Consider the following 26,806-nt stretch of genomic DNA (forward strand, 5'->3'; position numbering starts at 1 on the left):
CGAAGAGGCGTCAGCAGGTCAGTGGGTCATCGTCCCGGCATTCAGCATCAGGGTAGCGCTGCGACGCGGAAATCGCGCGCCGTTGCCGCGCCCCGCAGTGCCCGCTTCCCCCGAGAACAATTATCAGTGCAGGTAAAAAGCCTGCGGTTTTTCATAAAACGCGGTTGCGTTTGGGGGTGTCGAGCCAAACGTAGTAGATAGGCCGATTTCGTGGCGGGCGGATTCAGCTGATTCCCCGGGGACGTCTGGGGGCGGGAAGAAATACGGATCAATTTGGCTCTCTGAGGGCCACGTTGCCCGTCATATAAGCCGGCCATTCCAAAACTATGCCGGTTTACGGGGCTGAATCGCGAACCCCCAACCATACGCAATTTCGAAATAACAAAACCGCAGGTAAACGGCTTGTTCTATTTCGGAAAAAGCCGGTATGGTCTGCCTGCGCCAATCTAGCCCCGTAAACCGGCATAGTTTTAAAATGGCACTTTGGCAGTATTGATTCCTGCGTCGGCGCAACCAGCCTTACAGCCCGTATTTCACGACGACTCGGTTGATGCGGCGACACCAGGGCTTGTACAGGGCGGCCAAGAACACGCAGGTCGCGAGGCCGTGTGTGATATCGAACGGCACTGCCGTGGCAAGACGCGCCACGGCACCCGCCCAAGTAAGCGGCTGTACAAATCCAATGATGTCATACGCGTTAATCACGACACCATAGAGCAAGCCCGACGCAAAGCCGTAGGTCAGCAGCGCCGGCATACGCACGGTGCCATCGGCGCGATCAAAAGCGCCGGCATGCGCCAGCGCACCGCCAACGTATCCCACGAGCCCCCAGGCATACATCTGCCACGGCGTCCACATGCCCTGCCCAAAAAAGAAATTGCTGGTCAGCGCCGCCAGCGCGCCAACCATAAAACCATTGCGGCGACCAAGCGTCGCCCCCGCGATAATGGCGATAGCGCTCACCGGTTTAAAGTCGGGAATGGGCCCAAACAGGATGCGCCCCGCCGCCGCCAGCGCCGCTAGCACCAGCGTGGGCATAATCTGGCGCAGGCCTGGACGCGATGCCTCATAGCCCGCAAAGAACAGCGCAAGCACCAACGCCACCACAACCAGCATGGCCAACGCTGCCTGCTCAACACCCGCCAGCAACGCGGCAGCCATCACCGCCGGCACCGCCAACAACAGCGGGATCTCCAGTTTTGCAAGCAGGCGCAAGCCGCGATAATCCGCCATTCCATCACGCCCTATAGAACACGTTGTCGGCAAAGAAGTCGGCCGGCGGCTCCATGCAGGCAATCTCGCCGTCAAACATCATGGCGACGTCGTCGGCTACCTGCTCGGCAAAGTCCAAATCGTGCGTAGCCATGATGACGGTGCCGCCAGCCTTCGCATGGTCACGCAGGGCGCGGGCGATAATGCGGCGGCTGAACAGGTCTAGACCCTTGGTGGGCTCATCGAGCAATAGCAGTTCGGGGCCGATTAGCAGCAGTTTTGCCAATGCAAGCAGTTGACGCTGCCCGCCCGAGAGATCGTACGGATGGCGTCCATCCAGACCCGACAACCCCAAGCTCGCCGCGCGCTCCCGCGCCAAGTTCTCGTCATATCCGCAGGTCGAGGCCCATTCCATCAGCTCATCGCGAACCGTCTCGGCAACCAGCAATGCTTTGGGATTCTGAGACAGCAGCGCCGCCGAGGCCGCTCCGCGCACCATGCGGCCGCGCTGCAGCTTGGCGGTCTTCGCCAGCACCGAAAGCATTGTCGACTTGCCGCAGCCGTTACCGCCAACAACCGCATGCACCGCACCGGCCGAAAACGCCACGTCGAGCCCACGCAGCGCCCAACCGCCCGCGCGATTGTAGCGAAACCAGCCTTCCGACAGGGTGGTAGCCGACCCGCCGTGCATTTTTTGGAGTATTCTGCTTCCATCCGTGCGCGGAAAGGCTTCCGAGCCGTTCTCGAGCGACGTTTGCGCCACAAAATTGGACGATTTGTCCAATTCCGAACTTTTTTTCGCGCTCGATACGTCCCCGGGCGGCTCCAGAGAGCCCAAATTGTCCTCACGCCTGCTGAATACTCCGTTTTTTGCACATCGGATGGCACCCCACCCCAACATGTCGTCGGAAAACAGCGATTCTCGGCGTCCCAAAGAAGCCATATCCGCCACCTCGCGCACGCGGCCGCCCTCAATCCGGTACGCGCACGTCGCATACTCGAGCATCGGGCGCGGCTGGTGCGTCGCCACAACAACCGTACAGCCCAGCTCGCGGTTCACGCGAAACAGCGCATGCAGAAAATTTTTCTCGGCAACAGGATCCAGCTGAGACGTGGGCTCGTCGAGCAGCAGCACGCGAGGGCGCAGCGCCAAAACGGCCGCTAACGACAGCAGCTGCTTGCGTCCGCCCGAAAGCGTATCGGTATCGCGGTGGAGCCAATCCTCCATTCCAAAGAAATAGCTGGTCTCAGCTACGCGACGGCGCATTTCGTCGCGCGACATGCCCAGGTTTTCCAAGCCAAACGACATCTCGTGCCACACGCTTTCGCATACGATCTGGTTCTCGGGGTCTTGAAACACATAGCCCACGCGCTCCGCAGACGCCCGAACGTCCATGTCGGCAACGTTCTCGCCCAGCACGCGCAACTCGCCAGTGCATTCGCCCGTCGGCGCGATCTCGGGTTTGAGCAGCGAGAGCAGCGTCGACTTACCCGCCCCGGTACCACCAACAAGCAGTGCAAATGCTCCTTGGGGAACGCGCCAATCGAGTGCCTCGAGCACCGGTGCGCCAGCCCCGGGATAGGCAAAACGCAGACCCTGCGCTTCAATCGCCGGCGCATCCGAGCCGCACACCGTGCCCGCCATCTTGCTCCCGTCCAACCGAGCCATCAGCCAAACCTCTTCTCGTCAATCGCGTGCAGTGCGCAGGGCAGCGCCATCCAGACCGCGTACACAACATAACCCGGCCACGGCGCCGGCACCGAAAGCTGCGGGTAAAACGAATACTGCGTCGTCGCAATCCACGCCACCACCACCGCAGTAGCGCCAAACATCGCAAGCCCAACCAGCGCGGCAACGTCGCCGCGCCCCAGCCGATACCGCGCGTACGTCGTGCGGCGCGCCGCGGCGCCCCACCCGCGAGAGCGCATGGCGTCCGCGCGCTCAAGCGAATCTTCCATGCCCCAGCCCATCAGCACACTCGAGGCCCGCAAGCGCGAGCGCACGGGGTCGGCCGGAGCGCGCCCCGGAACGTCGATCGCATCCTGTACCGCCAGGACCGTGCGGCCGCGGCGCAAAAACTGCGGGATAAGCCGCATGCACATCGAGATCATGAGCGCGAGCACCGGCGCGGCGTTGCCCAGCAGCGCGAGCACCTTGTCGTATTCGAGCATCGACGCCGCAGCCTCAAACCACAGCACGCTCGCCACAAACAGCCCACCCATACACAGGCCGTATACCATGCTCTCCAAATACACCACGCGCATGCCAATATGGAAAAGTTCGGTCGAGCCCGATGCACTAAACAGCGGGTTGACCAGCGCAATGATCAAAATCACCGGCAGCTGCCAGCGAAGCGAGCCCAACGTGCGGGCAGCCCCGCGGGTCGCAAAGCCGTATGCCAACCCGCCCGCGAGCGACAGCGCGATCAGCACCGGTTGCATCGAGAACATGGTGAGCCCCAGCGTCAGCGCCATGTAGAGCGCAGGCACCGCCGGGTGCGACATCGAGAATGCCGCGACGGGCTCGGCGCCCAAGCCCTCTCGCATGTTGTCCATAGGCATCCCCGCTCTCCCGCCAAATCACCGACGCCGAAGCGCTGCCGGCACCGCTCGTAACCAGCGCAACCGCCGCGCCGGAACCACAAACCCAGCCGCCGCGGCCCAAACGTTACGCGCTCATCATATGCCTGCGGTATCATATTGCGCCGTGTATCGTTTCCAAACACACGTCTCTATAACGTAACAGGAGATCACATGGACGCAACCGCAATTATCCTCGCTGCCGGCGAGGGCACCCGCATGAAGTCGAACCACTGCAAGGTTTCGCACAAGATCCTGGGTAAGCCCATGGTTCAGTGGATCGTCGACGCCACTATCAAGGCCGGCTGCAGCCGCGTCGTGGTCGTCATTGGCAGCCATGCCGACGAGATGCGTGCCCTTATCGGCGGCGCCTACGCCAGCAGCGCCACCAAGGTCGAGTGCGTCGAGCAGACCGAGCGCCTGGGCACCGGTCACGCCGTAAAGGTTGCGCTCGAAGCCTGCGGCATCACGCAAGGCCCCGTCGTCGTGCTCAACGGCGACCTGCCGCTCATCACCGCCGACACCGTCGCCAAGTTCGCGCAGACCGTCGCCACCGGCGAGCTCGCCTGCACCGTTATGACCATGACCCCGCGCGATCCCTTTGGCTACGGCCGCATCAAGCTGGGCGCCGACGGCCAGATCGAGCGCATCATCGAGCAGAAGGACTGCACGCCCGAGCAGGCCGACACGCTGCTGGAGTGCAACGCCGGCTGCTACGCCTTCGACGGTGCGCAGCTCGCTGCCCACATTGACGAGATCGGCAACGACAACGCGCAGTCCGAGTACTACCTGCCCGACATGCTCGAGATCCTTAAACGCCACGGTCAGGCGGTCTCCATCTTCCACTGCGATGACTACCGCGACGGCCTGGGCGTCAACAGCCGCATCCAGCTTGCGCAGCTCACCGCCATCGCGCGCGACCGTATCAACGAGCATTGGATGGCCGAAGGCGTCACCTTCATCGACCCCACACAGGCTTGGATCGGCCCCGACGCCGTCATCGGCCGCGACACTATCGTGTGGCCGCAGACGCATCTGATCGGTCACGTCACCGTGGGCGAAGAGTGCCAGCTCGGCCCCAACAGCCGCCTCACCGACACCACCGTCGGCAGCGGCTGCGTCATCGACGAGACCATCGCCATCGAGGCCGCCATCGAGAACGGCGTCGACTGCGGCCCGCGCGCCTACCTGCGCCCGGGCACCCACATGCTCGACGGCTCCAAGGCCGGCACGCACGTGGAGATCAAGAAGTCCACGATCGGCGAGGGCTCCAAGGTGCCGCACCTGTCCTACATCGGCGACACCACCATGGGCTCTGGCGTCAACGTGGGCGCTGGCTCCATCACCTGCAACTACGACGGCGTCCACAAGCACAAGACCGTCATCGGCAAGGATGCCTTCATCGGTTCCGACACCATGATGGTCGCGCCCGCCCAGATTGGCGACGGTGCACTCGTGGCCGCCGGCTCCGTCATCACCGAGCCGGTCCCGGCCGACGCACTCGGTCTGGGCCGCGCCCGTCAGGTAAATATTGAGGGCTGGGCCGCCGATTATCGCCGCCGTCTGCACGAGGACGACGAGGCATAACGTTTCACCAAGCACAAAAGGAGCTGTTCCATGGGGACGGCTCCTTTTTCTATCGTGACCTGCGCGACCGGATGAGTGGTCGGTTCGTGTCCGTTGACGGTAAAGACGTTATCAAGACCCGATTAACCCCGCCGCGCGGTTACAATGCAACAAGGCATCTATATGGCATTCGATATAAAGGAGAAGGGTAATGCCGATTAATGATCCCGAGAAGTCGGAGAATATGCGCAAGTCCATCCGCGTGTATTCCGGTTCCTCCAACCGTCCCCTCGCTCAGAAGATCGCTGAGTACCTTGGGGTCGAGCTTTCGGGCCTTACGCTAAAGCAGTTCGCCAACGGTGAGATTTACGCCCGCTACGACGAGACCGTCCGCGGCGCCGACGTCTTCCTGATTCAGTCCGTGGCCGGCGGCAACGTCAACGACATGCTCATGGAGCTGCTCATCGCCACCGACGCTGCCAAGCGCGCATCCGCCCGCTCCATCACCGCCGTCATCACCCACTACGGCTATGCCCGCCAGGACCGCAAGGCCGGCCCGCGTGAGCCCATCACCGCCCGCCTCGTCGCCAACCTACTCGAGCGCGCCGGCGTCAACCGCATCATTACCCTCGACCTGCACCAGGGTCAGATCCAGGGCTTCTTTGATATCCCGGTTAACCACCTGTCCGCGCTGCCGCTGTTTGGCCAGTACTACAACGACATGCACTTCGACACCGACAACCTGGTTGTCGTCTCCCCCGATGTGGGCCGCGCCAAGGCCGCCAAGAAGCTGTCCGACATGCTCGGCTGCGACCTGGCCATCGCCCACAAGGGCCGTCCGCGCCACAACGCCGCCGAGGTCATGGGCATCATCGGTGACATCAAGGGCAAGACCTGCATCATCAACGACGACATGATCGACACCGCTGGCACCCTGTGCGCCAACGTCAAGGAGCTCAAGGCTATGGGCGCTGGCGACATCTACGTCTGCGCCACCCACGGCATCTTCTCCGGTCCGGCCATCGAGCGTCTGAACGACGCCCCCATCGTCGAGTGCGTCGTCACCGATGCCATTCCCGTCGAGGTCGGCGGCAAGATTAAGACCATCTCGGTCGCCGAGGAGTTCGCTCAGGCCATCTCCGCCGTTTACCACGAGGAGCCCGTCTCCACGCTCGTCGGCGGCGACTTCGCGCTGTAGTCCAACGCGCATCGCATCATCTTTGATGCTTTTAAAGGGTCGGAAGCTCGCTTCCGGCCCTTTTTCTATCCCTCGCCAACCTTCCCTGGACAATTGGTTCAGATACGTATTTTTTAAAGCCCCAAAGGGCCGTTCGGAGCCTTCTGAGCTCCCCGGCGGATGCCATGCCGCCCAAAGCTCATCGTTTTCGAGTACAACCGCCGCATATTTACCCTCAAATCACCCTCGAAGGCCCTTAGAAACGCCTCGAATGCCCGTCGCCTTATACGTATCTGAACTAACTGTCCAGTAGCTATCGTCAACCTTCGCGGCAGAGCTCAATTTCCTGCAATCCCCTCAACCGATTCCACCGATTTCATAACACCCAGCCGTTCATGGCGCACAGCGCCCCGCTGAGCGAAAAGAACGGTATGGCGGTCGCATTCTGCCGCCAACTTAGTACGTTATAGCTATGACGACCGTGATTTCACATTTCTCCGCCCTCCGCGCAATTCGTCGCGCACGACGGGCGTACTCTGCCCTACCCTGGGACTCCGTTGATAGTGAACAGCAAGCACAGGCCTTGGCTAGCTGCATTCCCAATAATGACGCGATAGACTTTGGCGCACTTTCGATACTCGACGCCTGGAATGAAGATAATTCCGAACTACTCGATCTTCTCGTTTCAAACGAAGACAACAGACGCCCCGACAAGCGACTTCTTCAGCATATTCTCTCCGCTCCGCTTCCTGAAGGTGCAATTATGCACGTCGAGGCCGACATCTACGCAACGTCTCCTGCCATGACAGCCATGCTTTGTTCTAAAAATGAATCGGTCGCCAAAACCTTGATGCTCCTTATGGAGCTGCTCGGAACCTACTCCCTTCCGCCCGAGGCAACCTACCCCATCGCCTATGACGACATCTGGCCCAAGGGCGATAGCTGCGCAGCGACGGGCGATCTTGATTGCCTTGGCGGCCAGTCGGCAGCCAAACAGCAGAACGAAACCCGCTACGAACAGGCGCACTACAAATGCGAGCCCGCCACGACCATCGAAGATCTCGAGGCGGTCGCGCGCTTCGCCAAAAGTAGCTCATACACCTCGTTTCGCACGGCAGTCAAGCTTGCCCGACCCGGATCTGCATCCCCAGCCGAATCCCTAATGTTAGCCGTTCTCGGAGCGCCCATGCGCTTTGGCGGATTCGGATGTTGCAGCCTGCCCATGGGAGGCCTGCTACTCAACTATCGAATCGACTTCGACACTCTTGCGGTTAACATGTCCTCCGGCATCCCTTACGCCATCTGCGACCTATATTGCCCGGCTGCCGGAGTCGACAACGAATACAACGGAATTGGGCATGAGCTTCAAAACGCTCGCATCCACGATGGCAATCGAAATAATGGCCTCAAGGCAATGGGCATCCACGTCCTGGTTATCAATCGCGACCAAATGAAAGACCTTGTTGCACTCGAAGCCTTCGCCCAAACGATGCATCGACTCGCAGGAGTCCGATTCCGATATCGCATCAAGGGCTATCGCAAGCGTCAGGCCGCTTGGCTCAACGCTCTGCGGGCCGGAATCGGCCTTGCGCCGGTCTAAACGGCGAATCACCCGTGCGCCGTCGAACAGGGCTGGACAGTTAGTTCAAATACGTATAAATAGACACATTGAATTAGGCTGTTTTGCAGCTATCTCTATACCATTCGCCCTATTTGAAAGCGGGGTAGACTTCAAAACAGCGTCATATGGACTAACTAAAGTTCCAAAACAACGTATCGGCATTGAATTGAGCAATTCGAGTCCTCAGAACTTATACGTATCTGAACTAACTGTCCACCTCGGATTTTGACGGCCGTCCAAACGCCCCCAAACAACCTCAATTGCCCTCCATTTGACAGCGGCAACAGGGTCGCTCACCATAGCAGGCGACAAATCAACGAAAGGATGAACATGGCAGCTGCACAGCCGCTTAAGATTCGCATGGTTGCCGGACTTGGCAACCCTGGCGAGGAATATGCCGAGACCCGCCACAACGCCGGCTTTAAGGCGATTGACGAGCTGGCCCGTCAGGCCGGCGTCACGTACTGGAAAAACCAGGCCGGCGCCGAGGTCGCGCTCATCAACATCAACGATCCCGAGGAAGAGGGCGGTAAGCGCCAGATTGTACTGGTCAAGCCGCAGTCGTACATGAACACCTCGGGCGGACCCATCTCCAAGCTCTGCCGCGAGTACAAAATCAAGGCCGAGGAGCTGCTCGTCATCCACGATGAGCTCGACATTCCCGCCGGTGACGTGCGCGTCAAGGTGGGCGGAGGCCATGCCGGTCACAACGGCCTGCGCTCCATCATCGACAAGATGGGCAGCCGCGACTTTAGCCGTATCCGCACCGGCATCGGCAACCCTCCCGGCAAGATGGCCGTGGCAGACTATGTGCTCAAACAGCTGCGTGCCCGCGAGGCCGATGACTTCCAGGACACCTGCGCCCGCGCCGCCGACGCCGCCGGCCTGGCCATCGTGCACGGCGTGATCTATGCCCGCGACCACGTCAACGGCGCCGCCTCCGCCAACGGCAAGCACTAAAACCTACCGTTTAGGGACAGGTTTATTTTGGCAGGTTTTATCTGCGGAAACTCCACGGTGGCCGCATCGCAATAAACCCCGCACTGCCATACACGCATAACACCCCAAAAGGGGGCCGGCCTCATCACAACCCGAGGCCGGCCCCCTTTGTCGTTTTGCCTGATAAAACCGACCAAAATCAACCTGTCCCTATTTGGTAGGTCGATGTGGATAAGCCCTTTTCCCAACCGCCGAAGACACACGTAAACAGCATGTCCATGAGGGTATAATTTGCACCGTATGTCTGCACAACGCCTGTGCGCGTACGGTTTTACTCGGGCTACCGTCCATTTCCGTGGAGGCACGGTTCGGCGGCCCTAACAAGAGAGGGGTTCTATGTATAAGATCCTGGAGAAGACGCAGTTCTCGGAGAAGGTGTTCAAGTTCCGCATCGAGGCGCCCGCGATCGCCAAGCATGCGCACGCTGGACAGTTCCTCATGGTTCGCGCCAACGAGACGGGCGAGCGCGTCCCGTTTACCCTAGCTGGTTGGAACGGTGACGAGGGCTGGGTCGAGTTCATCTTCATGGTGATCGGCAAGACCACCGAGATGCTTTCCACCTACGAGGCCGGCGAGTCGCTGCGCGACGTCGTGGGCCCGCTGGGCGTTCCCACCGAGATGGCCGAGGGCCCCTGCGCCGTCATTGGCGGCGGCGTCGGCCTGGCAATTGCCTTCCCGGTCGCCAAACACCTGGTCGAGACCGGTCACGAGGTTCACGCCATCATGGGCGCCCGCACCAAGGACCTCCTGCTCATGGAGGACCAGTTCCGCGAGCTCCTCGACGAGGACCACATCCACATCACCACCGACGACGGTTCCTACGGCGAGCAGGGCGTTGTCACCGCTCCGCTGGAGCGTCTGCTGCAGGACAAGGCCGTGAGCCAGGTCTTCTGCGTCGGCCCCGTTCCGATGATGAAGTTCTCGACCCTCACCGCCCAGAAGTACGACACCCCCATCACCGCGTCCCTCAACCCCATCATGGTTGACGGCACCGGCATGTGCGGCTGCTGCCGCGTCGAGGTGGGCGGCGTGACCAAGTTCGCTTGCGTCGACGGCCCCGACTTCGATGCCACCCTGGTCGACTGGGATGACCTTCGTGCCCGCCAGGCCGCTTACCGTTCCGAAGAGGGCGAGTCCCTCAAGGCCTATGAGGAAAAGAGCTGCGCATGCCACTAGTTAACGGTCGTTTCGTTGCCGATATGAAGTCGCCCCGCACCCCCGATAACGAGGAGCCGGCTGCCGAGCGCGCCTGCGACTTCCGCCCCGTCGACAAGGGCTTCACCGAAGAGATGGCGCTGGCCGAGGCCGAGCGCTGCCTCAACTGCAAGAAGCCGTTCTGTGTTGAGGGCTGCCCCGTCAACATCAACATTCCCCGCTTTATCGAGCAGATCCGCGCGAAGGACTTCGGCGGCGCTCTCGATACCATTCGCGAGGACTCCATGCTTCCCGCCATCTGCGGCCGCGTCTGCCCGCAGGAGAACCAGTGCGAGGGCAAGTGCATCCGTGGTAAGAAGTCCGAGCCCGTGGCCATCGGCCAGCTCGAGCGCTTCCTGGGTGACCGCCCCGAGCTCGCCTCCACGCCCAAGATGGCCCCCAAGAACGGCAAGAAGGTCGCCGTCGTCGGCTCCGGCCCGTCCGGCATCACCTGCGCCGGCGAGCTCGCCCGCAACGGCTTTGACGTTACCGTCTTCGAGGCCTTCTTCACCGGCGGCGGCGTGCTGGTCTACGGCATCCCCGAGTTCCGTCTGCCCAAGGCTGTCGTCAAGCGCGAGATTGACGGCCTGGAGGACATGGGCGTCAAGTTTGAGTACAACTCCGTCGTTGGCAACATGGCCACGGCCGAGGAGCTGTTCGAGCAGGGCTTCGACGCCATCTACGTGGCGACCGGCGCTGGCCTGCCCAAGTTCCTCAACGTCCCCGGCGAGAACCTGCCCAACGTCTTCTTCGCGAACGAGTACCTCACCCGCGTGAACCTGATGAAGGCTAACAAGTTCCCCGAGTACGATACCCCCACCAAGCACGGCAAGAACGTCGTCGTCTTTGGTGGCGGCAACGTGGCTATGGACGCCGTCCGCACCGCCAAGCGTCTGGGCGCCGAGCACGCCATCATCGCCTACCGTCGTACCGAGGACGAAATGCCCTGTCGTCGCGCCGAGCTGCACCATGCCAAGGCCGAGGGCGTCGAGGTTCTGCCGCTCGTCTCCCCGCTCGAGTTTGTCGCCGGCGAGGACGGCTCCGTGTGCGCCGTCAAGGTCCAGAAGATGGAGCTCGGCGAGCCCGACGAGTCCGGCCGTCGTCGCCCGGTGCCCATCGAGGGCGCCATCGAGGAGATTCCTTGCGACGTCGCGATCTCGGCTATCGGTACCAACGCCAACCCCTTCGCAAAGAAGATCGGCGGCAAGATGGAGCTCAACAAGTGGGGCTACATCGTTGCCGATGAGGAGACTGGCCAGACCACCGATCCCCGCATCTGGGCCGGCGGCGACATCGTCACCGGTGCCGCTACGGTCATTCTGGCGATGGGCGCCGGCAAGAAGGCCGCTGCCTCCATCACCAAGAGCCTGTTGGGCGAGTAATCACCTACAGCACTAGCCACCAAACGGCAAAGTCCCCGTCGAGCACACGCCCGGCGGGGACTTTTTTCTATGCCGGCCGACTACCACAAAGGGGACAGGCACCTTTGTGGTGGTTGGGGACTGGTCGGCAAACCAATTCCGGCGTTTGTCTCAATCTGTAACAGTTAGACCCTGTTGAGCCTTGTAGTTGTTACAGATCAAGATATTGTGCGAACATCCACCTGTTCATCTCAATCTGTAACAGTTAGAGGTCAAATTCCCCGCCTGGTGTTACAGATCGAGACATTAGATTGGCGGCCATTCGGTTCATCTCAATCTGTAACATCTAGAGCCGTTTTGGGCAGTTTGGTGTTACAGATCGAGATTTTACTGAGGCCGAGAACGAGAGCCGTCACCCAGCTCTAATGCTTGCGGCGCTTGGTCGCGGCGATGCCGGCTGCGGCAACGGTTGCACCGGCGATGCCCAGGGCAGCGACCGTCATCGCGGCGGAGTCACCCGTGCCGGCAAGCTCCGTGCCACCGGACTTCTTGCCGTTCTTGCCCTTACCCTTGGACTTGTTCGTCGTCACCGTGGTCGTCGTCGAAGTCGAACTGCCCGCAGGGACCCCGGCGCCACCAGAGCCATCCGTACCGCCACCCTGCTCGCCGCCGTCAGGCGTCGGCTCAGGCTCCGGCTCATCGGTCACCGTAATCGTAATGTTCAGACGCTCGGAATACTCGCTGTACGACATGCCAGGGCGCTGTGCCGCAATGCGCACATACATGTTGCTATCGAGCGCAATAGGCTCGGTGTACTTTACGCGGCCTTCGTCACGGCAGGGGCAGGTGTCGTTGGTGGTGTACCAAATCGTCGTGCCATCCTCGGCAGAAAGCTCCAGCTTCGTGCCCTTGGGCACCGTAATGTAGTTCTCCTTGGGCGACCATGCACCAAACGTCGTCGCACCAATCGTCGCCACCGGTCGCGCCGGTCGCACTGCCTCGGCAGACACGCGAACGTCGACCTGCTTGGACAGCGCCGTGCCGTCCACCGCCGCCGTCAACGTCGTCAAACCGGGCAGAGCACCATGCAGCACAAACGTCGCCGCGCCGTCCTCGCCCGTCACGGCCTGGTTGGCATCGACAGAGCAGATAGCCGAGGACTCCAGCCCAACACTAACCTTGGCGCCCGCAAACGGCTTGCCCGCCTTATCGGTCACGTGCGCCACCAGCTCAAAGTCACTGCCCTCAAGCATGGTCACGGCCTGCTCCACGTTGAGCTTGAGTTTGTCGGCACGAACGCCCACGACAAGCTCGCCGCTTGCCCAGCGCGCCATGGCCGTGCCGGCGTAGTTGCGAGCACCGTCGAGCTCAAACGACACCGTCGAGCCCACCTCACACGCATCGGCATAGCGAATACGCAGCACGCGCGACAGCGGCTTGCCATTGGGATCGTCCTGCTTATCGAGCCACGTATACGTCACGTCGCCCAAGCCCTGCGCGCACAATGCGGCCAGGGTATCGTCACTCGCATCCATATACTGCGCAAACTCAACCTCGACGCAATCGGTATAGGCATGGGCCGAAGCCACCTCGGGCGCCGCCGTCGACGCCAAGCCAATGTTCACCTCAGTCTGAATCGGCGGCACGCGCAGCCAGGCCGAACGCGCCTCCTCATACCCGTCCTTGGTCACGCGCACCTGATACCAGCCGGTCGGCGTATTCCAGTTGTACGCACCGTCCGCACCCGTTGCAAGCGGATTGTCCTGCTCATACTCCTCGGCATCCCAACGCACTGCATTGGTACCGGCCGCATCGTCGGCGCTCCACAGCTCAACCGTCGCGCCTTCAACCGTATTGGACAGCAGGCCCTCGTACACCACGCCCGCAGGGTCGGGTGCAGCCTTGGCAGCCACATTGCGATAACGCGCCTCGAAGATCGACTGCATCTTCTCGTCCGAGATCAAGCCGTCCTTGTTGGCCTTGTAGACCTCGGTATCAGTCAGCTCGCCCCAGTTGACCGTAATACGATTCTGGCACGCGCGCTCCACCTGCTCGCAGGCAACATCGTAGGCGCATTCGGCATTGGTCAGCTTAATCGCGCACTCCGAACCTACGCTGGTCGAAGCCGCGTCATAGGCAGCGCCCACCACGGTACCCGCCGAACCGGCCGTCAGCACGCCGGCGATTGTCATAATGGAGCCCACCGCCACATCGGTGCTGTCGTGGCAGAGCTGGCGATGCAGCAGATCCTCAAACGCACGCGCCTTCTCCATGGCGTCGCGCAGCGCGTAAATGCACTTCCAGTCGTCCTCGGTCTTCTCGGGCTTGGCAAGCAGGCGCGTATGCTGAAGCTCATAGCCCTCGCGCTCGCCCTTCACCTTCTGCATACGGACGTTCACGTTCTCCCAGTTCTTGCTGGCATCGTTCACGCCGTAAATGCCGGTAAAGATGCCGATGCCCTGGGTCGCCGCGGGAAACGCCTGGCCGGCCGCCTTCCACGCATCGGTCTTAAAGACCTGTCCGAACATCTCGCACTCGATCTTATAGCTCTTGAGCGAACGAATCGTGCGGATGAGCTTCATATGGGCGCTCACGTCGCCGTTACGCTTCCAAGCCATAAGCCAGCCGCGAATCGTAGAGTTATTGAGGCTATGGACCACATTCCAGTTATCGTACAGATTGTCCAGAATGTCACACTGCATGGCGATCGAGTTAAACAGAAGCGCCTGGTTCTTGTTGTTATTGGAGTTCTCGATAAACTCCGACTCGATATAGGCCGTCTGCTCGCCATCGGGCGCGGCGACCTTAAAGCCCTTGACGGTATCGTCGTCAGCCGCCTTGTAGCTCAGTGAGCTGCCGAGCGCCTGGCCCAAATCGTTAAACCCGCTCGTCGACTGGCCGTTGTACTCGCTGGCCTTAATGCCCGCACACTTGTTGAGCGCCGCAGCGGTTGCGTCATTCCAGCTTCCATATTGGTTGAGCTGGCCGATACCCATCGACTGGCCCACCAGATCCTCGGCCTGCTGGGCAATAAACTCCGCTCGCGATGCATGGTCGACGAGCTTCTTGATGGCGGCCGCATCCGCAGCGTTCGCGCCCTGGGCCGCCGCGAGTTCCTGATACCAATCCTCGCTGGTGCCGTAAGCATCCTCAAAGATCATCTTGTCCACATTGACGCCATAGCTGTCGCCCTGCTGGGTCAGCAGCGCCGACGACCCGCCGACCGCGGCCTTGAGCTCAGCCGCAAACTGCGCGGCCTCGTCGTTGCCAGTACCATCACCCTCGCCGTCGCTGGCGGCAGGGGCGCGACGAGCCTTACGGGCAGCTCCACCTTGGGCTTCGTCCTCTTTACCGTCCTTGTCCTCCTCGGCAAACGCATCGGCGACCATCTGGTCAATCGCGTCGTTAAAGGCCTCGTCGACATCATTAAACGAGTTATCCATCATATACTCGTGCCACTGCTGCACGGCATTCGAGAACTCCTGCTGGCGCTCCTCGGCCGCGGCGGAATGCTTTTTGGCCGAAGCGTTGGCGTCAAAACTCAGCATGGTCATAAGCTGAGCATTGGAGATGCGGTAGGTCTGCGGCATAAAGATTTGCTCAAAGTTGCCGCAGTTCACATAGGTCGAGTCATTCGCCTTGTTAAACTCATTAAGCAGCTTAAGGTAACCCTCGTCCACATACTCCGCCGCATAGCGCACGCGGGTGCCCTCGCGCGACTTTTGAGTCAGAGGAATCGTCACCGTCTTGCCATCCACGCAGTCCACGTACAGGTCGAGCGTGTCGGCGGCCTCTTCGTTTCCCACCTCGAGCGTAATATCGAACGTCCAGTAGGCGTTCTTCTTTTGCGGCAGATGGTGGAAGGTCCACAGGCTCTTACCCGTGTCCTTGCCGTCCTTGACCAGGTTTTGCGTACCGCCACGATACGTCACATCAAAGTTCCAGACCGAAGCACCCGGAACATAGCGCACATAGTTGCGAGCCGTCACCTCTGCGGCAGCGGCGGCGACATCGGTCGAGCCCACGCGCGCTTCGAGCGTCACACGCTCGGCGGCAAGCGTATCCTGCGGCAGTTCGTATTCAATCTTGGCACGGCCGAGTTTATTGGTCTTGCCGGTGTACTTTGCAGCCGACGAGCCCGTCCCCACGGTGAGCTGCACGCTCTTGCCCGGCGCTGCATACACGTAGGCCACATTGCCCAGCAGGCTGTGAACGTCGGTGTTGTCGACCTCGATGCGCGATCCGCTAACCTCGAGTGTGGTGCTTCCCAGCGGCAATGTCACCTCGCCCAGCGTAATAAGCGGCGAGACGGCATAGATGCCCGCGGCCTTAGGCTTAAAGCGCACAAACACATCGGCGCCCGCACTCTTCTTCATATCGAGAACGAGGTTGTCGCCCTCCCAAGTTGTGGCAGCCCACATGGCATCGGAGCTGGCGCCGGCTTCGCGAGCGCCTGCGGACACATCCTCGACGGCATCCTTGGCCAGAGGAATCTCAATCTTGGCAGCCTGGCTGTCCTTGAGCTCGTAATGAATGCGCAGCTCGGTCTCCGCGCCAACGACCGCGGACGAATCAGCGATAACCGAGCCCGCCGTCAGCCCGCGCTCGGCACGATACGTCTCCACGTCAAACGTGGGGACGTCGAGCGTCACGTCGAGCTGTTTGCCGTCCTCAATCTTCACCTGCTTTTGCGCGATATGCTTACCCACGGTCAGCCCTAGGCGGCTAAACGTGGAATAGCTCGTCGCTTGGATGTCGTAGCTCGTCTTGTTAAAGGCGACGATGGTGTACGAACCGGCCTTAAGGCGCGGCGTCTCGGCCTTCATGATAGGCGTGGTGCCATCGTCTTCGTAACCCATCAAATAGGTGACGCCGTCGGCGACTAGCTTGCCGTCGGACGTACGGAACACCAGCACGCGGTTGGCGCCCTGGTAGTCGCCCTTGGTCGTGACCGTCGCCGTGCCCCAGGGTTTCAAGTCGATATCGACCTTGCCGGCCGAAGGCTTCACCGTCGCCGTCGCCCCACCCAGCTTGAGGCTGTCTTTGGGCTCGAGCGTTATCTCCAGATCCTGGTCTGCATCGGCAATGGCCTGCGACACCACGAGCGCTGTACCCTGGATACGGAAGTCGTTTTCCTTGTCACCCTTGGCAGGCTTAAGCGTCTTGCCGCCGCTCTTCACCGTCAGATCGATGTTATCGAGACTATCGAGCTCAATGCGTTCGGTCTTATCCTGGCCCACAATCGGTTCAAGAAAGCCCACGTTGAGCTCAATCGCGCGCGAAGCCGGAATCTTGGTAAAGTCCTCCGCCTTAATGTCTCCGATATTCCATGTGCCCGTCATCTGGTCGCCCGGGCGCGCCAGCACCATGTCATAGTAACCGCTGAGCGAAATGCGCAGGGTGGCTGCCGTCTTGGAGAGGGCGTCCGCTGTAAAGCTGCCGTCATCGCCAACCGCCAGCGGCGTGGACTGCCCCGCCTGCACGAGCACGGCCGCCGCGCCCTGGGGAAGTTTGCCCGTGATCTGGGCCGCCTCGCCCATCCACTCAAACGTGTAGGCAGGCTTCGAGGAATCGACGGAGTCCTTGCGATCGGCCACGGCATCGGCAAGCTTTTTGACCATCGAGGGGTTGCCAGCCGAATCGGTCGCATAGGCATAGATGGTCTGGCCTTCACTAAAGGGAATCGCATACGTTACGCCATCGATTGTCACGCGCTCATTATAGTCGCCCGGATAGCCCGCCTCACCAAACTGAAGATCGGGGTTCATCACGCGCAGGGCAACGGCATTATGGTTCGTCTCGTTTCCGTATCTCGTGTTCTCAAAAGCTCCCCACTCTATCATTTCCACGCTTTTGGGTAGCACAATCTCTTTGCCGGCAATCGCAGGATCAAGAGAGGCGAACGCGAGCGCCCCGATAGATTTGACACCATCGCCGATCGTCACCGACGACACATGCGAGCACCCATCAAAGGCATAGTGCCCGATCCGCTCCACCGTGCCCGGCACATTGATCTGCGTAAAGGTGAGCACTGTTGTGTCCGAGACATAGAACTGTGGCACGCCGCAATAGGCGAATGCAAGATAGTCGATAGTTTTGACCGAAGGCGGCAGCGTTGCCACCACCTTGTCGTCAAGTTGTTCACATTCCTTAAAGGCCTGCTCGGGAATCGTGGTAAAGGCCGCGTTGTTGGGCCAGGTTACCGTTTGGAGCGTCTTGCTTTTGTAGAATGCATAGCTCTTGAGCTCCTCGACCGAATCGGGCAGTGCGATCTCTTTGATGCTGCTGCCGCCCAAGCCTCCAACCGAGCGGACATGCGAATTAGGGGCGAAGGTGATCGATGTGAGCGCAGCGCTTCCCATACCCGTAAGGCTTACGACATTTTTGTCGTCGATGGTCGAGGGCACCTCCAACGTGGTAATGCCCGCGTCGCCATACTCGATAGAAATTTCGTTGGTGAGGCTATCAATCGAGAAGTAGTACTGCGCGGGAGTCTGCTCGCCGGCCACGTAGCCATCATCGTATTCGCCTTTTACGCCCGTGGCGCCCTTCGAGGTTGCCCAGAGTTCAAGTTCCTCGTTCCAGGTTGCCTCGGCACCGGAAGCCTCCTCTTGCTTCTGCTGCTCGGCGAGTTCCTTGCCCTCGACAAGATCGGTGGCGAGCGTACCCGCAGGTGTGCTCTCGGTCTGCCCGGCGCCCGTCAGGCCTGCCGCCAATGCACTCTCGGAGTCCGGGGGCGTAAGGACGTCATCGGCGGCGGGCACTGTGGGGTCGGCAACGCCGGCATCGGGCGCGGCGTCGGCGGCATCGGGCGCGGGGTCGGCGGCGTCGGCGGCATCGGCATCGTCTACTTGTTCGACATCCGTCTGCACAAAGGTGCTATCGGTGGTGAGGGTCTCGGCAAACGCGCCCGCGGGCAACGAACCCGTCACCATGGTGAGGGTCACCGCGGCAACGGTCAGGCGGCGGCAAAGCGCTCGAACAGTGGTCCACCTCATGGTCGTTCCTTTCCTGAAACCAAAAGTCATCCAGCGTAATCGTCGTCCAAAAACAAAGCGAACGGTAGGTTCATATATACGAACCTACCGTTCTACCTGCGCAAACCGCCACAAAGGGGACAGGCACCTTTGTGGCGGTTTGGGGTCTGGTCGGCGAACCGATTCCGATGTTTGTCTCGATCTGTAACAGTTAGGCCCTGTTGAGCCTTGTAGTTGTTACAGATCGAGATATTGCTCCAGCCGCCCCCGCTTTGTCTCAATCTGTAACAGTTAGAGACCAAATTCCCCGCTACGTGTTACAGATCGAGACGTTAGGTTGGCGGCCATTCGGTTCATCTCAATCTGTAACATCTAGAGCCGTTTTGACTGGCTTGGTGTTACAGATTGAGATTTTGCTAAAGCCGAGGATGGGCGCCGCCGCCAAAACCTAACGCTTGCGGCGCTTGGTTGCGGCGATGCCGGCAGCGGCAACGGTTGCGCCAGCGATACCTAGGGCGGTGACCGTCATTACGGTGGTATCTCCCGTGGTAGCCAGGACAGCATCGCCCTTCTTGGTCGGCGCGGCTTTCTCAACCGTCTTGGTCGTGGCGGTTGTCGTGGCCGGCTTAGCCGCGGGTTTGGTCTCGGGTTTCGTCTCAGGCTTGGTTTCGGGCTTGACCTCGGGCTGCGGCGTCGGATTGGGATCCGGCGTAGGCTGCGGATCGGGAGTCGGCGTGGCTTCAGGCGTAAAGGTCAAATCGGTGTTGAGCCACAGAGTGAAGATACAGCCGCTCTCGGGATCAACTACACTCGCTTCGCCCATCTGGTAGCCGCACTCCTGGCCGTTGATCACCAGCTTGGTGTTGGGCGTAAAGTAGAATCCGCGCGCGGGCTTGAGGTAGATACCGTAGCGATAGGTCACGCCAGGCTTAAAGGCGTCGATGTGGTTCGTGATGTTCTGATCCCAGAACTCCTGAGAGTTCACTTCGCTGCCGTCGCTACCCGTCCAGTACTCACACTGAGGAAGGAAGTTGGAGCCCGTCGGAACATTCGCCGTAAAGACCGGCTTATCGCCTGCCTTGAAGGTGGTCGTGGCGCCGTTGATCTCGATAACGTCGATGGCCCGCCATTCGTCGATCGGCTGCTCGCACAGCATATTGTCAGCGTTTGGCGCGAAGACGCCGTTGACGGTCTTGATGTGGTGCGTCCAATGGCCGTTGACGTACATCATGCAGTCATTGCCCACGGTATTGTCGCCCTTGAGCCTCAGCTCGACGGAATACATGTAGAACTTGCCCTCTTCGAAGTGTTCGATCCTCCTCGCGCCCGTCGGATACTTGGCGGGGTCGGAATACCAGAAGGCAACGGGCGTGAGCTCCGCGGGGTCGCTGCCATCCATCTCCTCCCAGCACTCGTAGGCGATCTCGTACTTGTCGGCGTCAGCAGCGGGAATCGTCGCGGTCGCGCGGGGCGCCTCGCCGGGCGCGTAGTTGGTCTTCACGTCGTTGACGTTCAGGTTATGGAGGGCTTCGTTTTCTGACGCAACGAGCGTAATTTCGCTATTGATGGCGTAGCGGAGGTAATAATCGTACCTGGTTTCGTTGAGGATAGTCGAGCTGCCTTCATAGTCAGTTCCGGTATACTCCAGTGCCGAGCCAATATAGAGAGCCTCATTGCGCGTGAGTCGATACGAGCCGCCTGCCGCGCCACCCGTAAAGGTCAGCGTCAGCCTCATGTGATTGCCAACGGGTTCGAAGCGAGCCGTCACGTCGGACATGGACGCATCCTGAACTTCGACCAGAGTGCCCGAAGCGGCATCGGCCCTGTAGTACTTAACCTCGACAACTTCGCTCGCAAGCGCTTCTGGAATGCCACCCTCAACATCGGGAAAATCATGGGTATACGACTGGCCCTTTTCGAGCGTGATGTTGTCCGAAAGCTCGCAGTTCGTATGATGATCGACCACGGTCGTATTGACCCTAACGCCGCCCCCGCCTGTCACATCGGTCACGCCACAGGGCATGATGGCGTTGCTCGCCGGCATGGCGGCGTTGTCGTCGCCAGAAGCGTTTTGCCCAGCGAGCGCAGCACCGCTAGGCTCATTGGCGGCAGCGGCTGGGATTGTCTGCTGAGGCTCAACGGTGGCTTGCGCCGCCGGAGCAGCATCGGTTGCAGGCGCGGTCGAAGCAGCTGGCGCGGTCGTTGCAGCCGTATCCTCCGCAACCGTCGGCGTCACCGGAGCCGCGGCAACCTCATCCGTCCCAGCGGCGGGATCGGCGCATTCCGTCGCCAGCGCCACGCTCGGCAGCAGCAACTGACCGACCATAAGCGCACACGCGCCGGCGCAAGCTATTTTGGCACCCACACAACGCCAGGTACCGTGAACCAGCGAGCAGGTGGACTCACGTTGAGCTTGCTTGTCAAAGTGGCTTACGTTCATAACGGCCTCCTTGGTCGTAGGGACATACCACCAAGATGTGCCAAATGACTCCATATGCCTAGGTTCGTAGATGTGAACCTAGGCCTCTACCTGCGGTTTAATTCAATATGATTTCGCCATCGCCACACTCGTCCCGGGAACGCTACAATCGAGGACACGATTATTCGTCCACCCAAAGGACCGTCCTTGAACCTGAGCAGGCCTAAAATCAACGCGCTTCTGGCACTCGCGCTCTTCACCTTCGCCTTCCTTGCCGCCGAGTTTCGTTTCGACGTCAACGTCGGGCTGCTCGCCGGTGCCGAACGCGTTGTAATCGCACAGGGCTTTATTCTGGGTGCGAGCGTGCTCGGCTTTATCGGATATGCACCACTGCTCGGTCTCGCCCAACGCAAAGGCCAGCCCCAGGCAGTTGTCAGCGCCGCCGTTCCCATCGCCATCCTGGGATTGACCCAGATCCAGTCCCCCACGGGTTCGCTTGCCCTCGAGATTCTGGGCTGCCTCGCATTCCTCGGACTCGGCCTGCTGGGCGCCGCTGCGCACCACGCCTTTTCACTGGCGTTTCAAGACGATCCCAAGCTCGCCACCGGTGCGGGAGCAGCCTATGCCGCGGGCATCCTGATGCAGTTCGCCGTCAACCTGCTCAATTGCGGCGGTATCGCAGAGCTCATCGTCCTTGGCGCAGCGACTATCGCCATATCCGCCCTCAGCGTCGTTCCCCAAAAAGCTGCCGAGAGCTCCAGCCCCGCCATCAATCCCTTTGCTGAGTCCTCTCATGCCCTCGCCAAGCAGGCATGCTGGAGCATCGCGCTCGTCATGATTCTTGCCTGTCTGTTCTCCACCCTCGACAACGTGGTCACACTCTCCAACGCCCACGGCACCATTGCCGTGCAGACTTGGCCGCGCCTCTTTTTGGCGGCAAGCGGCCTTGCCGCCGGTCTTATCTTTGACCTTGCCGAGCGCCGCTACATGGGACTTGTCATGCTCGGCATCGCCGTGCTCTCGACCATTTCCATCCTGGCCGTGGAGGCCGGCGCCGATCCCAACCTAGGCCTTGTCGTCTTTTACCTGAGCTCGGGCTTTTTCGTCACGTTCTTTACCGCCACCTTTACACAGCTGGCACCGCACATGCATGCGCCCGCCCTTTGGGCTGGCATGGGCCGCGCCGCCAACAATGTATGCGCTTTCACCACATCGGGCATCTCGCTTGCTCTCGTGACCTCGGATAACGTTGCCCTCATTATGATCGGTGCGCTCGTTTTGCTCGTCGCCGCCTGCGCGGCGTTTGTAGCCGCGGGCCTGTTCCGCCTGCCCCAAACCGAGCGGGAGCGCGAGCGCGAGCAGCTGGCAGAAGAAGCACTCGCCGCCCCCACCATCGAGGAGCAACGCCAGGCCTTCATCGCCAACCACGCTCTCACCCCGCGCGAAGTCGACGTGCTCATAGCCGTGACCCAGGATGAACGCCCACTCAAGCAGGTTGCCGAGGAACTCGGTATCTCGATGCGCATGGTACAGCGCCACCTGAGCTCCATCTACCAAAAGACCGACACGCAGACGCGCGCCGGTCTCACCAAGGCCTTCCCCTCGGCCTAAAACAAAAACCACCACAAAGGTGCTGTCCCCTTCGTAGTGGTTTTGGTCGGTTAGCCTTCGAACTGCGCTACTTTGTAGCGGTAGGCTGCGGCAATAACGTCTTTGCAACCCTCGCGGCCCAGCTTGGCGCGGTTGACGACGATGTCCTTGCCACTCGTCATCTTCCACTTGCCGGCGCTGTAGCGCTTGTAAAAAGCCTCACGCGCCTTCTGCTGCTGCTTGACCAGCTTGGCGCCCTTCTTTTTGTTAAGGCCACGCTTCTTGCGCACGATCTCGACGCGGTCCTCAAAGGGTGCGGTCACCAACACGGCAATGTGGTTGGGGTTGTTGCGAAGCAGGTAATCGGACAGGCGGCCTTCGATAATGCAGCTCTCGGTCTCACCCAGATCCAGAATCACCTGGCTCATCTTTTGGAACAACTTGTCCGAGTACGAACGCGCGTCGTAGCGGTCGGGCAGGAACGCCATGTTCTCCACGGCCAGGCGCTCATCGTAGGCGGCCATCTTGTCGAGCGACTCACCCGCGCGCAGCGACGCACGTACCAGCAGCTCGTTATCGTACAGCGGAATCCCCAACTCGTCGGCAAGCATGCGACCAATCTCGTGGCCCTCGGCGCCAAAGTCGCGCGCGATGGTAATGACCACAGGATTCTTCTTATTCTCCAGATCGCTCATCGCGATTCCTTTCTAGCAAATGAGAAATAGGCGATTCCTGATTCCCATTTTGTCACTTACGACCGTCCTGGTTTCCCAAGTGCGGCAGATTGCCCCGAAAGAGGAGCGCCGCGTACTAAATGTACGCAAGCGACGATTGAGGGGCAAGGTGCCGTGCTTGGGGAAGCAGGACTATGCGGCCACAATACGACGTTGATATGCCCTCACCAGCAGCGAGATACCAAAGTTGAGCACAAAGTACATCGCAAACACCAAGCCGTAGAGCATAAGAACCTGCGACAGGTCGATCGCGTGGGCCATCACGACGTTTGCCGTGTACATGAGCTCGGCCACGTTAATGCCCGAAAGATACGAGCTGTCCTTGATGACGGTCGTGCACTGGCTAAACAGCGCCGGAATGATCGTCTTAAACGTCTGCGGCAGAATGATGTAGCGCATGGTGGCAAAGAAGCCAAAGCCCTGGCTCTGCGCTGCCTCAAACTGGCCGCGCGGAATCGAGTTGAGGCCTCCGCGCACAATCTCGGCCATAACGGCGCTGGTAAACAGCGTAAAGGCGATGGTCGAAATCACAATGTCCAAACCCTGCACCGTAAAGTAGATAAACAGGATCCACAGCAGATTTGGCGTGCAACGGAACAGCTCGATATAGGCGCTCACCAAAATACGGAACGGGCGGGGCGCGTAGCTTTTAACGAGCGCCAGCACCGTGCCAAAGATGAGCGAGAAAAAGATCGACAGCGCCGAGATCTCGATCGTCTTAACAAAGCCGCCCCAAATGTAGAGCAGGTTGGTCGCGTTGAAGATTTCCATGCGCTAGGCCTCCTCTACGTTGTCGAGCCCCAGCTCGGCCAGGCTCACGCCGCGCGGACGCTCCTTGGAGCGGCGCTCGAGCCACTGCACCAGCATGGCGAGCGGAAAGCAGATGATGAAGTACATAAGGCAGCAGACGATGTATCCCTGCAGGTAACCGTACAGACTCACAAAGTTGTCGGAACGGTACATAAGGTCGCCGCCGGCCACAAGTGCCAGCACCGACGTGTTCTTGACCAGGTTGAGCGCCTGGTTACACAGCGGCGGCAGAATGATTTTGAACGTCTGGGGCAGCACGATGTACCAGTATGCCTGCGCACGGGTGAAGCCCTGGCTCTGGGCCGCCTCCATCTGACCGCGCGGAACCGCCTCGATACCAGTGCGGATGACCTCCGAAATGTAGGCCGCGTGATACAGACCCACGCCCAAGAAGCCCAGCACGAACGGCGCGATACGCACCGGCTGATCGGCACCGGTTATGGCCTGCAAAAACTGCGGACCGGCCATGTACATAAAGAGCACCTGTACGGGCAACGGGGTGTTCTGGTAAAACTCCACATACACGCGGCTTATGGCGCGCAGCACGCGCGAACGAGTGGTAGAGAACACGCCCAGCAGCGTGCCCAGCACCAGCGATAGCAGCAGGCCGGCAACGACCACCTGCAGCGTCACGCCAAAGCCCTCCCAGAAGGGCCCCATGTTTTGAAATGTCGTCGACCAGCGGTCGGCGTCAAACAATCCTTCGAGCATTTGATTCCTTCCTTGGACGATGCGCCTATACAAGACCCCAGGTCTTGACCTCTTGGTCGAGCCAGCCATCGGCCAGGCGATCGCAAACCACCTGATCGACCACAGCCGAAAGGTCGCAGCCCTTCTTGGTCGCCACGCCGTAGCCCTGCTCGCCAAACTTGACCTCGGGCTGCAACAGCTCAACGGTCTCGTTCATGTAACCGGCCAGCGTGGAGCGGTCCATGGCAAAGACGTCGATATTGCCGGCGTCGAGCGAACTCTTGATGATGGGATAGCCGCTAAAGGCCCTAAACTCGGGCTTGCAGCTAAAGCCGTTGTCCTTAATCATCTGCTCGATCAGACCCTGCGTGGTGGCGCCCTGGCTCACGCCGATGACCTTGCCGTCCAGGTCCTCAATCGAGGTAAAGCCCGAACGCTTCTTGACCATGAGTCCCACGTAGTCGGTGCGGTACGGCGTCGAAAAATCCCAGCTCTTCTTGCGCTCGTCGGTGATGGTGTAGGTCGCCGCGACCACGTCGAGTTGGCCGTTATCGATCAGCGGGCCGCGCGTCTTGGGTGTCACATCGGTAAATTCGACAAGCTCCTGGGCACGGGCCTCCTTGTAGCTCACGCCAAAGACGGCAGCGGCGATCTGGTAGCACAAATCGACTTCCATGCCCTCAAAGCGACCCTTGGCGGTGTCGTAATAGCCATAGCCGGGAACGTCTTTCTTAACGCCGGCATTCAGATGGCCACGCGACTTGATGGCCGCAAGCTTGGACCCCTTGTCGGAGCCCTCGCCGCTGGTGGAGTTGCCGCAACCGGCAAGCGCGGTCCCCGTCAGCGCAAGCATGCCGGCACCCGCCAGCTGCAAAAAGTGACGGCGCGACACGGCCGCCCTCGTCATATCCGTCATGTCCATCACCGCGCCTAGTGCAGAATCTTGGACAGGAACTCGCGGCAGCGCGGGTTCTCGGGGTTATCGAAGAAGTGCTCGGGCGTGCCCTCCTCCAGGATACGGCCGTCCTCCATAAAGATGACGCGGTCGGCCACCTGGCGCGCAAAGCCCATCTCGTGCGTCACGCAGATCATGGTGATGTCCTCCTGCGCGAGCTCAATCATAACGTCCAGGACTTCCTGGACCATCTCGGGGTCGAGCGCCGAGGTCGGTTCGTCAAACAGGATGATAGGCTGCTTGGTGCACAGGGCACGGGCGATGGCGATGCGCTGTTGCTGACCACCCGAGAGATTCTGCGGATACTCGCCGGCCTTATGCGCCATGCCGACGCGCTTGAGCGCGGCAATGGCGATCTCGGTCGCCTCCTCCTTGCTCTTCTTTTGCAGTTTGATGGGCGCGAGCGTCAGGTTGCCCAGCACCGTCATGTTGGGATACAGGTTGAACTGCTGAAACACCATGGAGCTGTACTTGCGAGCCATCTCCAGGTGATTCTTCTTGGTGAGCGGCGTACCGTCGATGACGACCTCGCCCGACGTGGGTTCCTCCAGATAATCGACGCAACGGATGAGCGTCGACTTACCCGAGCCGGAAGGCCCGATCATTACGAGCTTCTCGCCGCGCTTGACGGTGAGATTGATATCTTTGAGCACATGCAGGTCGCCAAAGTACTTGTTGAGATGCTTGATCTCGATCATGTCTGCCATGAATGTCCCTTCCCTGCGCTTACACGAATTGCACTATTGTACGGAAAGAACCACGTTTCCGCAGCCCACACTACATTCCCGTAAAGAACCCGCAACCTTCCACCTAGTCATTGGGGACAGACTTAAATGAGTACCTGCTCATTGGGCACTCATTTAAGCCTGTCCCCAATGAGTGCCCAGCCCAGCAAAAAGGGGCGCGACCATGACGGCCACG

17 protein-coding genes are annotated in these 26,806 nt (G+C 60.4%); 7 read left to right on the forward strand and 10 right to left on the reverse strand.

The genetic code is table 11. The features are described from left to right. Positions 1-519: 519 nt before the first annotated feature. Genes AAAX59_RS01775 through AAAX59_RS01785 form a run of 3 tightly spaced genes read right to left on the reverse strand, consistent with a single transcriptional unit; the run spans position 520 to position 3,768 of the window. Complete coding sequence (locus tag AAAX59_RS01775; RefSeq protein WP_349070253.1) at positions 520-1,233, reverse strand: DUF6580 family putative transport protein; 714 nt, start codon at positions 1,231-1,233, stop codon at positions 520-522. Between the two features lie 4 nt (positions 1,234-1,237). Then, positions 1,238-2,881, reverse strand: coding sequence for an ATP-binding cassette domain-containing protein (locus AAAX59_RS01780; protein ID WP_349070255.1), 1,644 nt, complete (start codon positions 2,879-2,881; stop codon positions 1,238-1,240). Next, the gene (locus tag AAAX59_RS01785) at positions 2,881-3,768 is read right to left on the reverse strand and encodes an energy-coupling factor transporter transmembrane component T (RefSeq protein ID WP_349070256.1); all 888 of its coding nucleotides are present in this window, start codon (positions 3,766-3,768) and stop codon (positions 2,881-2,883) included. The genes AAAX59_RS01780 and AAAX59_RS01785 overlap by 1 nt, the downstream gene beginning before the upstream one ends. Positions 3,769-3,966: 198 nt before the next feature. Here AAAX59_RS01785 and glmU point away from each other — a divergent pair, with 198 nt between their 5' ends. The 6 genes from glmU to gltA all read left to right on the forward strand — a co-directional run bounded on the left by glmU (position 3,967) and on the right by gltA (position 11,731). Then, a complete protein-coding gene (glmU, locus tag AAAX59_RS01790) occupies positions 3,967-5,379 on the forward strand; it encodes a bifunctional UDP-N-acetylglucosamine diphosphorylase/glucosamine-1-phosphate N-acetyltransferase GlmU (protein ID WP_349070257.1) in 1,413 nt (470 codons plus the stop codon). A gap of 190 nt (positions 5,380-5,569) precedes the next feature. Further along, the gene (locus tag AAAX59_RS01795; RefSeq protein WP_089573682.1) at positions 5,570-6,556 is read left to right on the forward strand and encodes a ribose-phosphate pyrophosphokinase; all 987 of its coding nucleotides are present in this window, start codon (positions 5,570-5,572) and stop codon (positions 6,554-6,556) included. 451 nt (positions 6,557-7,007) lie between these two features. Continuing rightward, positions 7,008-8,135, forward strand: a complete 1,128-nt coding sequence (locus tag AAAX59_RS01800; RefSeq protein WP_349070258.1) for a hypothetical protein — start codon at positions 7,008-7,010, stop codon at positions 8,133-8,135. Positions 8,136-8,486: 351 nt separating this feature from the next. Continuing rightward, positions 8,487-9,116: an aminoacyl-tRNA hydrolase gene (pth, locus tag AAAX59_RS01805; protein ID WP_187364989.1), complete on the forward strand. Its 630-nt coding sequence runs from the start codon at positions 8,487-8,489 to the stop codon at positions 9,114-9,116. Positions 9,117-9,491: 375 nt separating this feature from the next. Next, a complete protein-coding gene (locus AAAX59_RS01810; protein ID WP_006235793.1) occupies positions 9,492-10,331 on the forward strand; it encodes a sulfide/dihydroorotate dehydrogenase-like FAD/NAD-binding protein in 840 nt (279 codons plus the stop codon). Beyond that, on the forward strand, positions 10,322-11,731 hold the full coding sequence (gene gltA / locus AAAX59_RS01815; RefSeq protein WP_022094914.1) for an NADPH-dependent glutamate synthase: 1,410 nt from the start codon (positions 10,322-10,324) through the stop codon (positions 11,729-11,731). The genes AAAX59_RS01810 and gltA overlap by 10 nt, the downstream gene beginning before the upstream one ends. Positions 11,732-12,132: 401 nt before the next feature. Here the strand turns inward: gltA and AAAX59_RS01820 are convergent, their stop codons facing one another. Together AAAX59_RS01820 and AAAX59_RS01825 are read right to left on the reverse strand one after the other, a co-directional pair. Further along, positions 12,133-18,708 carry a leucine-rich repeat protein gene (locus AAAX59_RS01820; protein ID WP_349070259.1) on the reverse strand — a complete coding sequence of 2,192 codons (6,576 nt, stop codon included), beginning with the start codon at positions 18,706-18,708 and terminating at the stop codon, positions 12,133-12,135. A gap of 427 nt (positions 18,709-19,135) precedes the next feature. After that, positions 19,136-21,127, reverse strand: a complete 1,992-nt coding sequence (locus tag AAAX59_RS01825) for an LPXTG cell wall anchor domain-containing protein (protein WP_349070260.1) — start codon at positions 21,125-21,127, stop codon at positions 19,136-19,138. A gap of 186 nt (positions 21,128-21,313) precedes the next feature. Here AAAX59_RS01825 and AAAX59_RS01830 point away from each other — a divergent pair, with 186 nt between their 5' ends. Further along, complete coding sequence (locus AAAX59_RS01830; protein ID WP_215673699.1) at positions 21,314-22,717, forward strand: LuxR C-terminal-related transcriptional regulator; 1,404 nt, start codon at positions 21,314-21,316, stop codon at positions 22,715-22,717. A 50-nt stretch (positions 22,718-22,767) separates the two neighbouring features. Here the strand turns inward: AAAX59_RS01830 and AAAX59_RS01835 are convergent, their stop codons facing one another. From AAAX59_RS01835 to AAAX59_RS01855, 5 genes are all read right to left on the reverse strand, one after another. After that, positions 22,768-23,391 carry a cytidylate kinase-like family protein gene (locus AAAX59_RS01835; protein WP_349070261.1) on the reverse strand — a complete coding sequence of 208 codons (624 nt, stop codon included), beginning with the start codon at positions 23,389-23,391 and terminating at the stop codon, positions 22,768-22,770. Positions 23,392-23,562: 171 nt separating this feature from the next. Next, the gene (locus AAAX59_RS01840) at positions 23,563-24,201 is read right to left on the reverse strand and encodes an amino acid ABC transporter permease (RefSeq protein ID WP_055285379.1); all 639 of its coding nucleotides are present in this window, start codon (positions 24,199-24,201) and stop codon (positions 23,563-23,565) included. A 3-nt stretch (positions 24,202-24,204) separates the two neighbouring features. Beyond that, the gene (locus AAAX59_RS01845) at positions 24,205-24,951 is read right to left on the reverse strand and encodes an amino acid ABC transporter permease (protein WP_035136546.1); all 747 of its coding nucleotides are present in this window, start codon (positions 24,949-24,951) and stop codon (positions 24,205-24,207) included. A gap of 25 nt (positions 24,952-24,976) precedes the next feature. Further along, positions 24,977-25,852 carry a transporter substrate-binding domain-containing protein gene (locus AAAX59_RS01850; RefSeq protein WP_349070263.1) on the reverse strand — a complete coding sequence of 292 codons (876 nt, stop codon included), beginning with the start codon at positions 25,850-25,852 and terminating at the stop codon, positions 24,977-24,979. 8 nt (positions 25,853-25,860) lie between these two features. Beyond that, a complete protein-coding gene (locus AAAX59_RS01855) occupies positions 25,861-26,592 on the reverse strand; it encodes an amino acid ABC transporter ATP-binding protein (RefSeq protein WP_022094215.1) in 732 nt (243 codons plus the stop codon). Between the last annotated feature and the right edge of the window lie 214 nt (positions 26,593-26,806).

The sequence above is a fragment of the Collinsella sp. CLA-ER-H2 genome (assembly GCF_040092405.1).
Classification (GTDB): Bacteria; Actinomycetota; Coriobacteriia; order Coriobacteriales; family Coriobacteriaceae; genus Collinsella.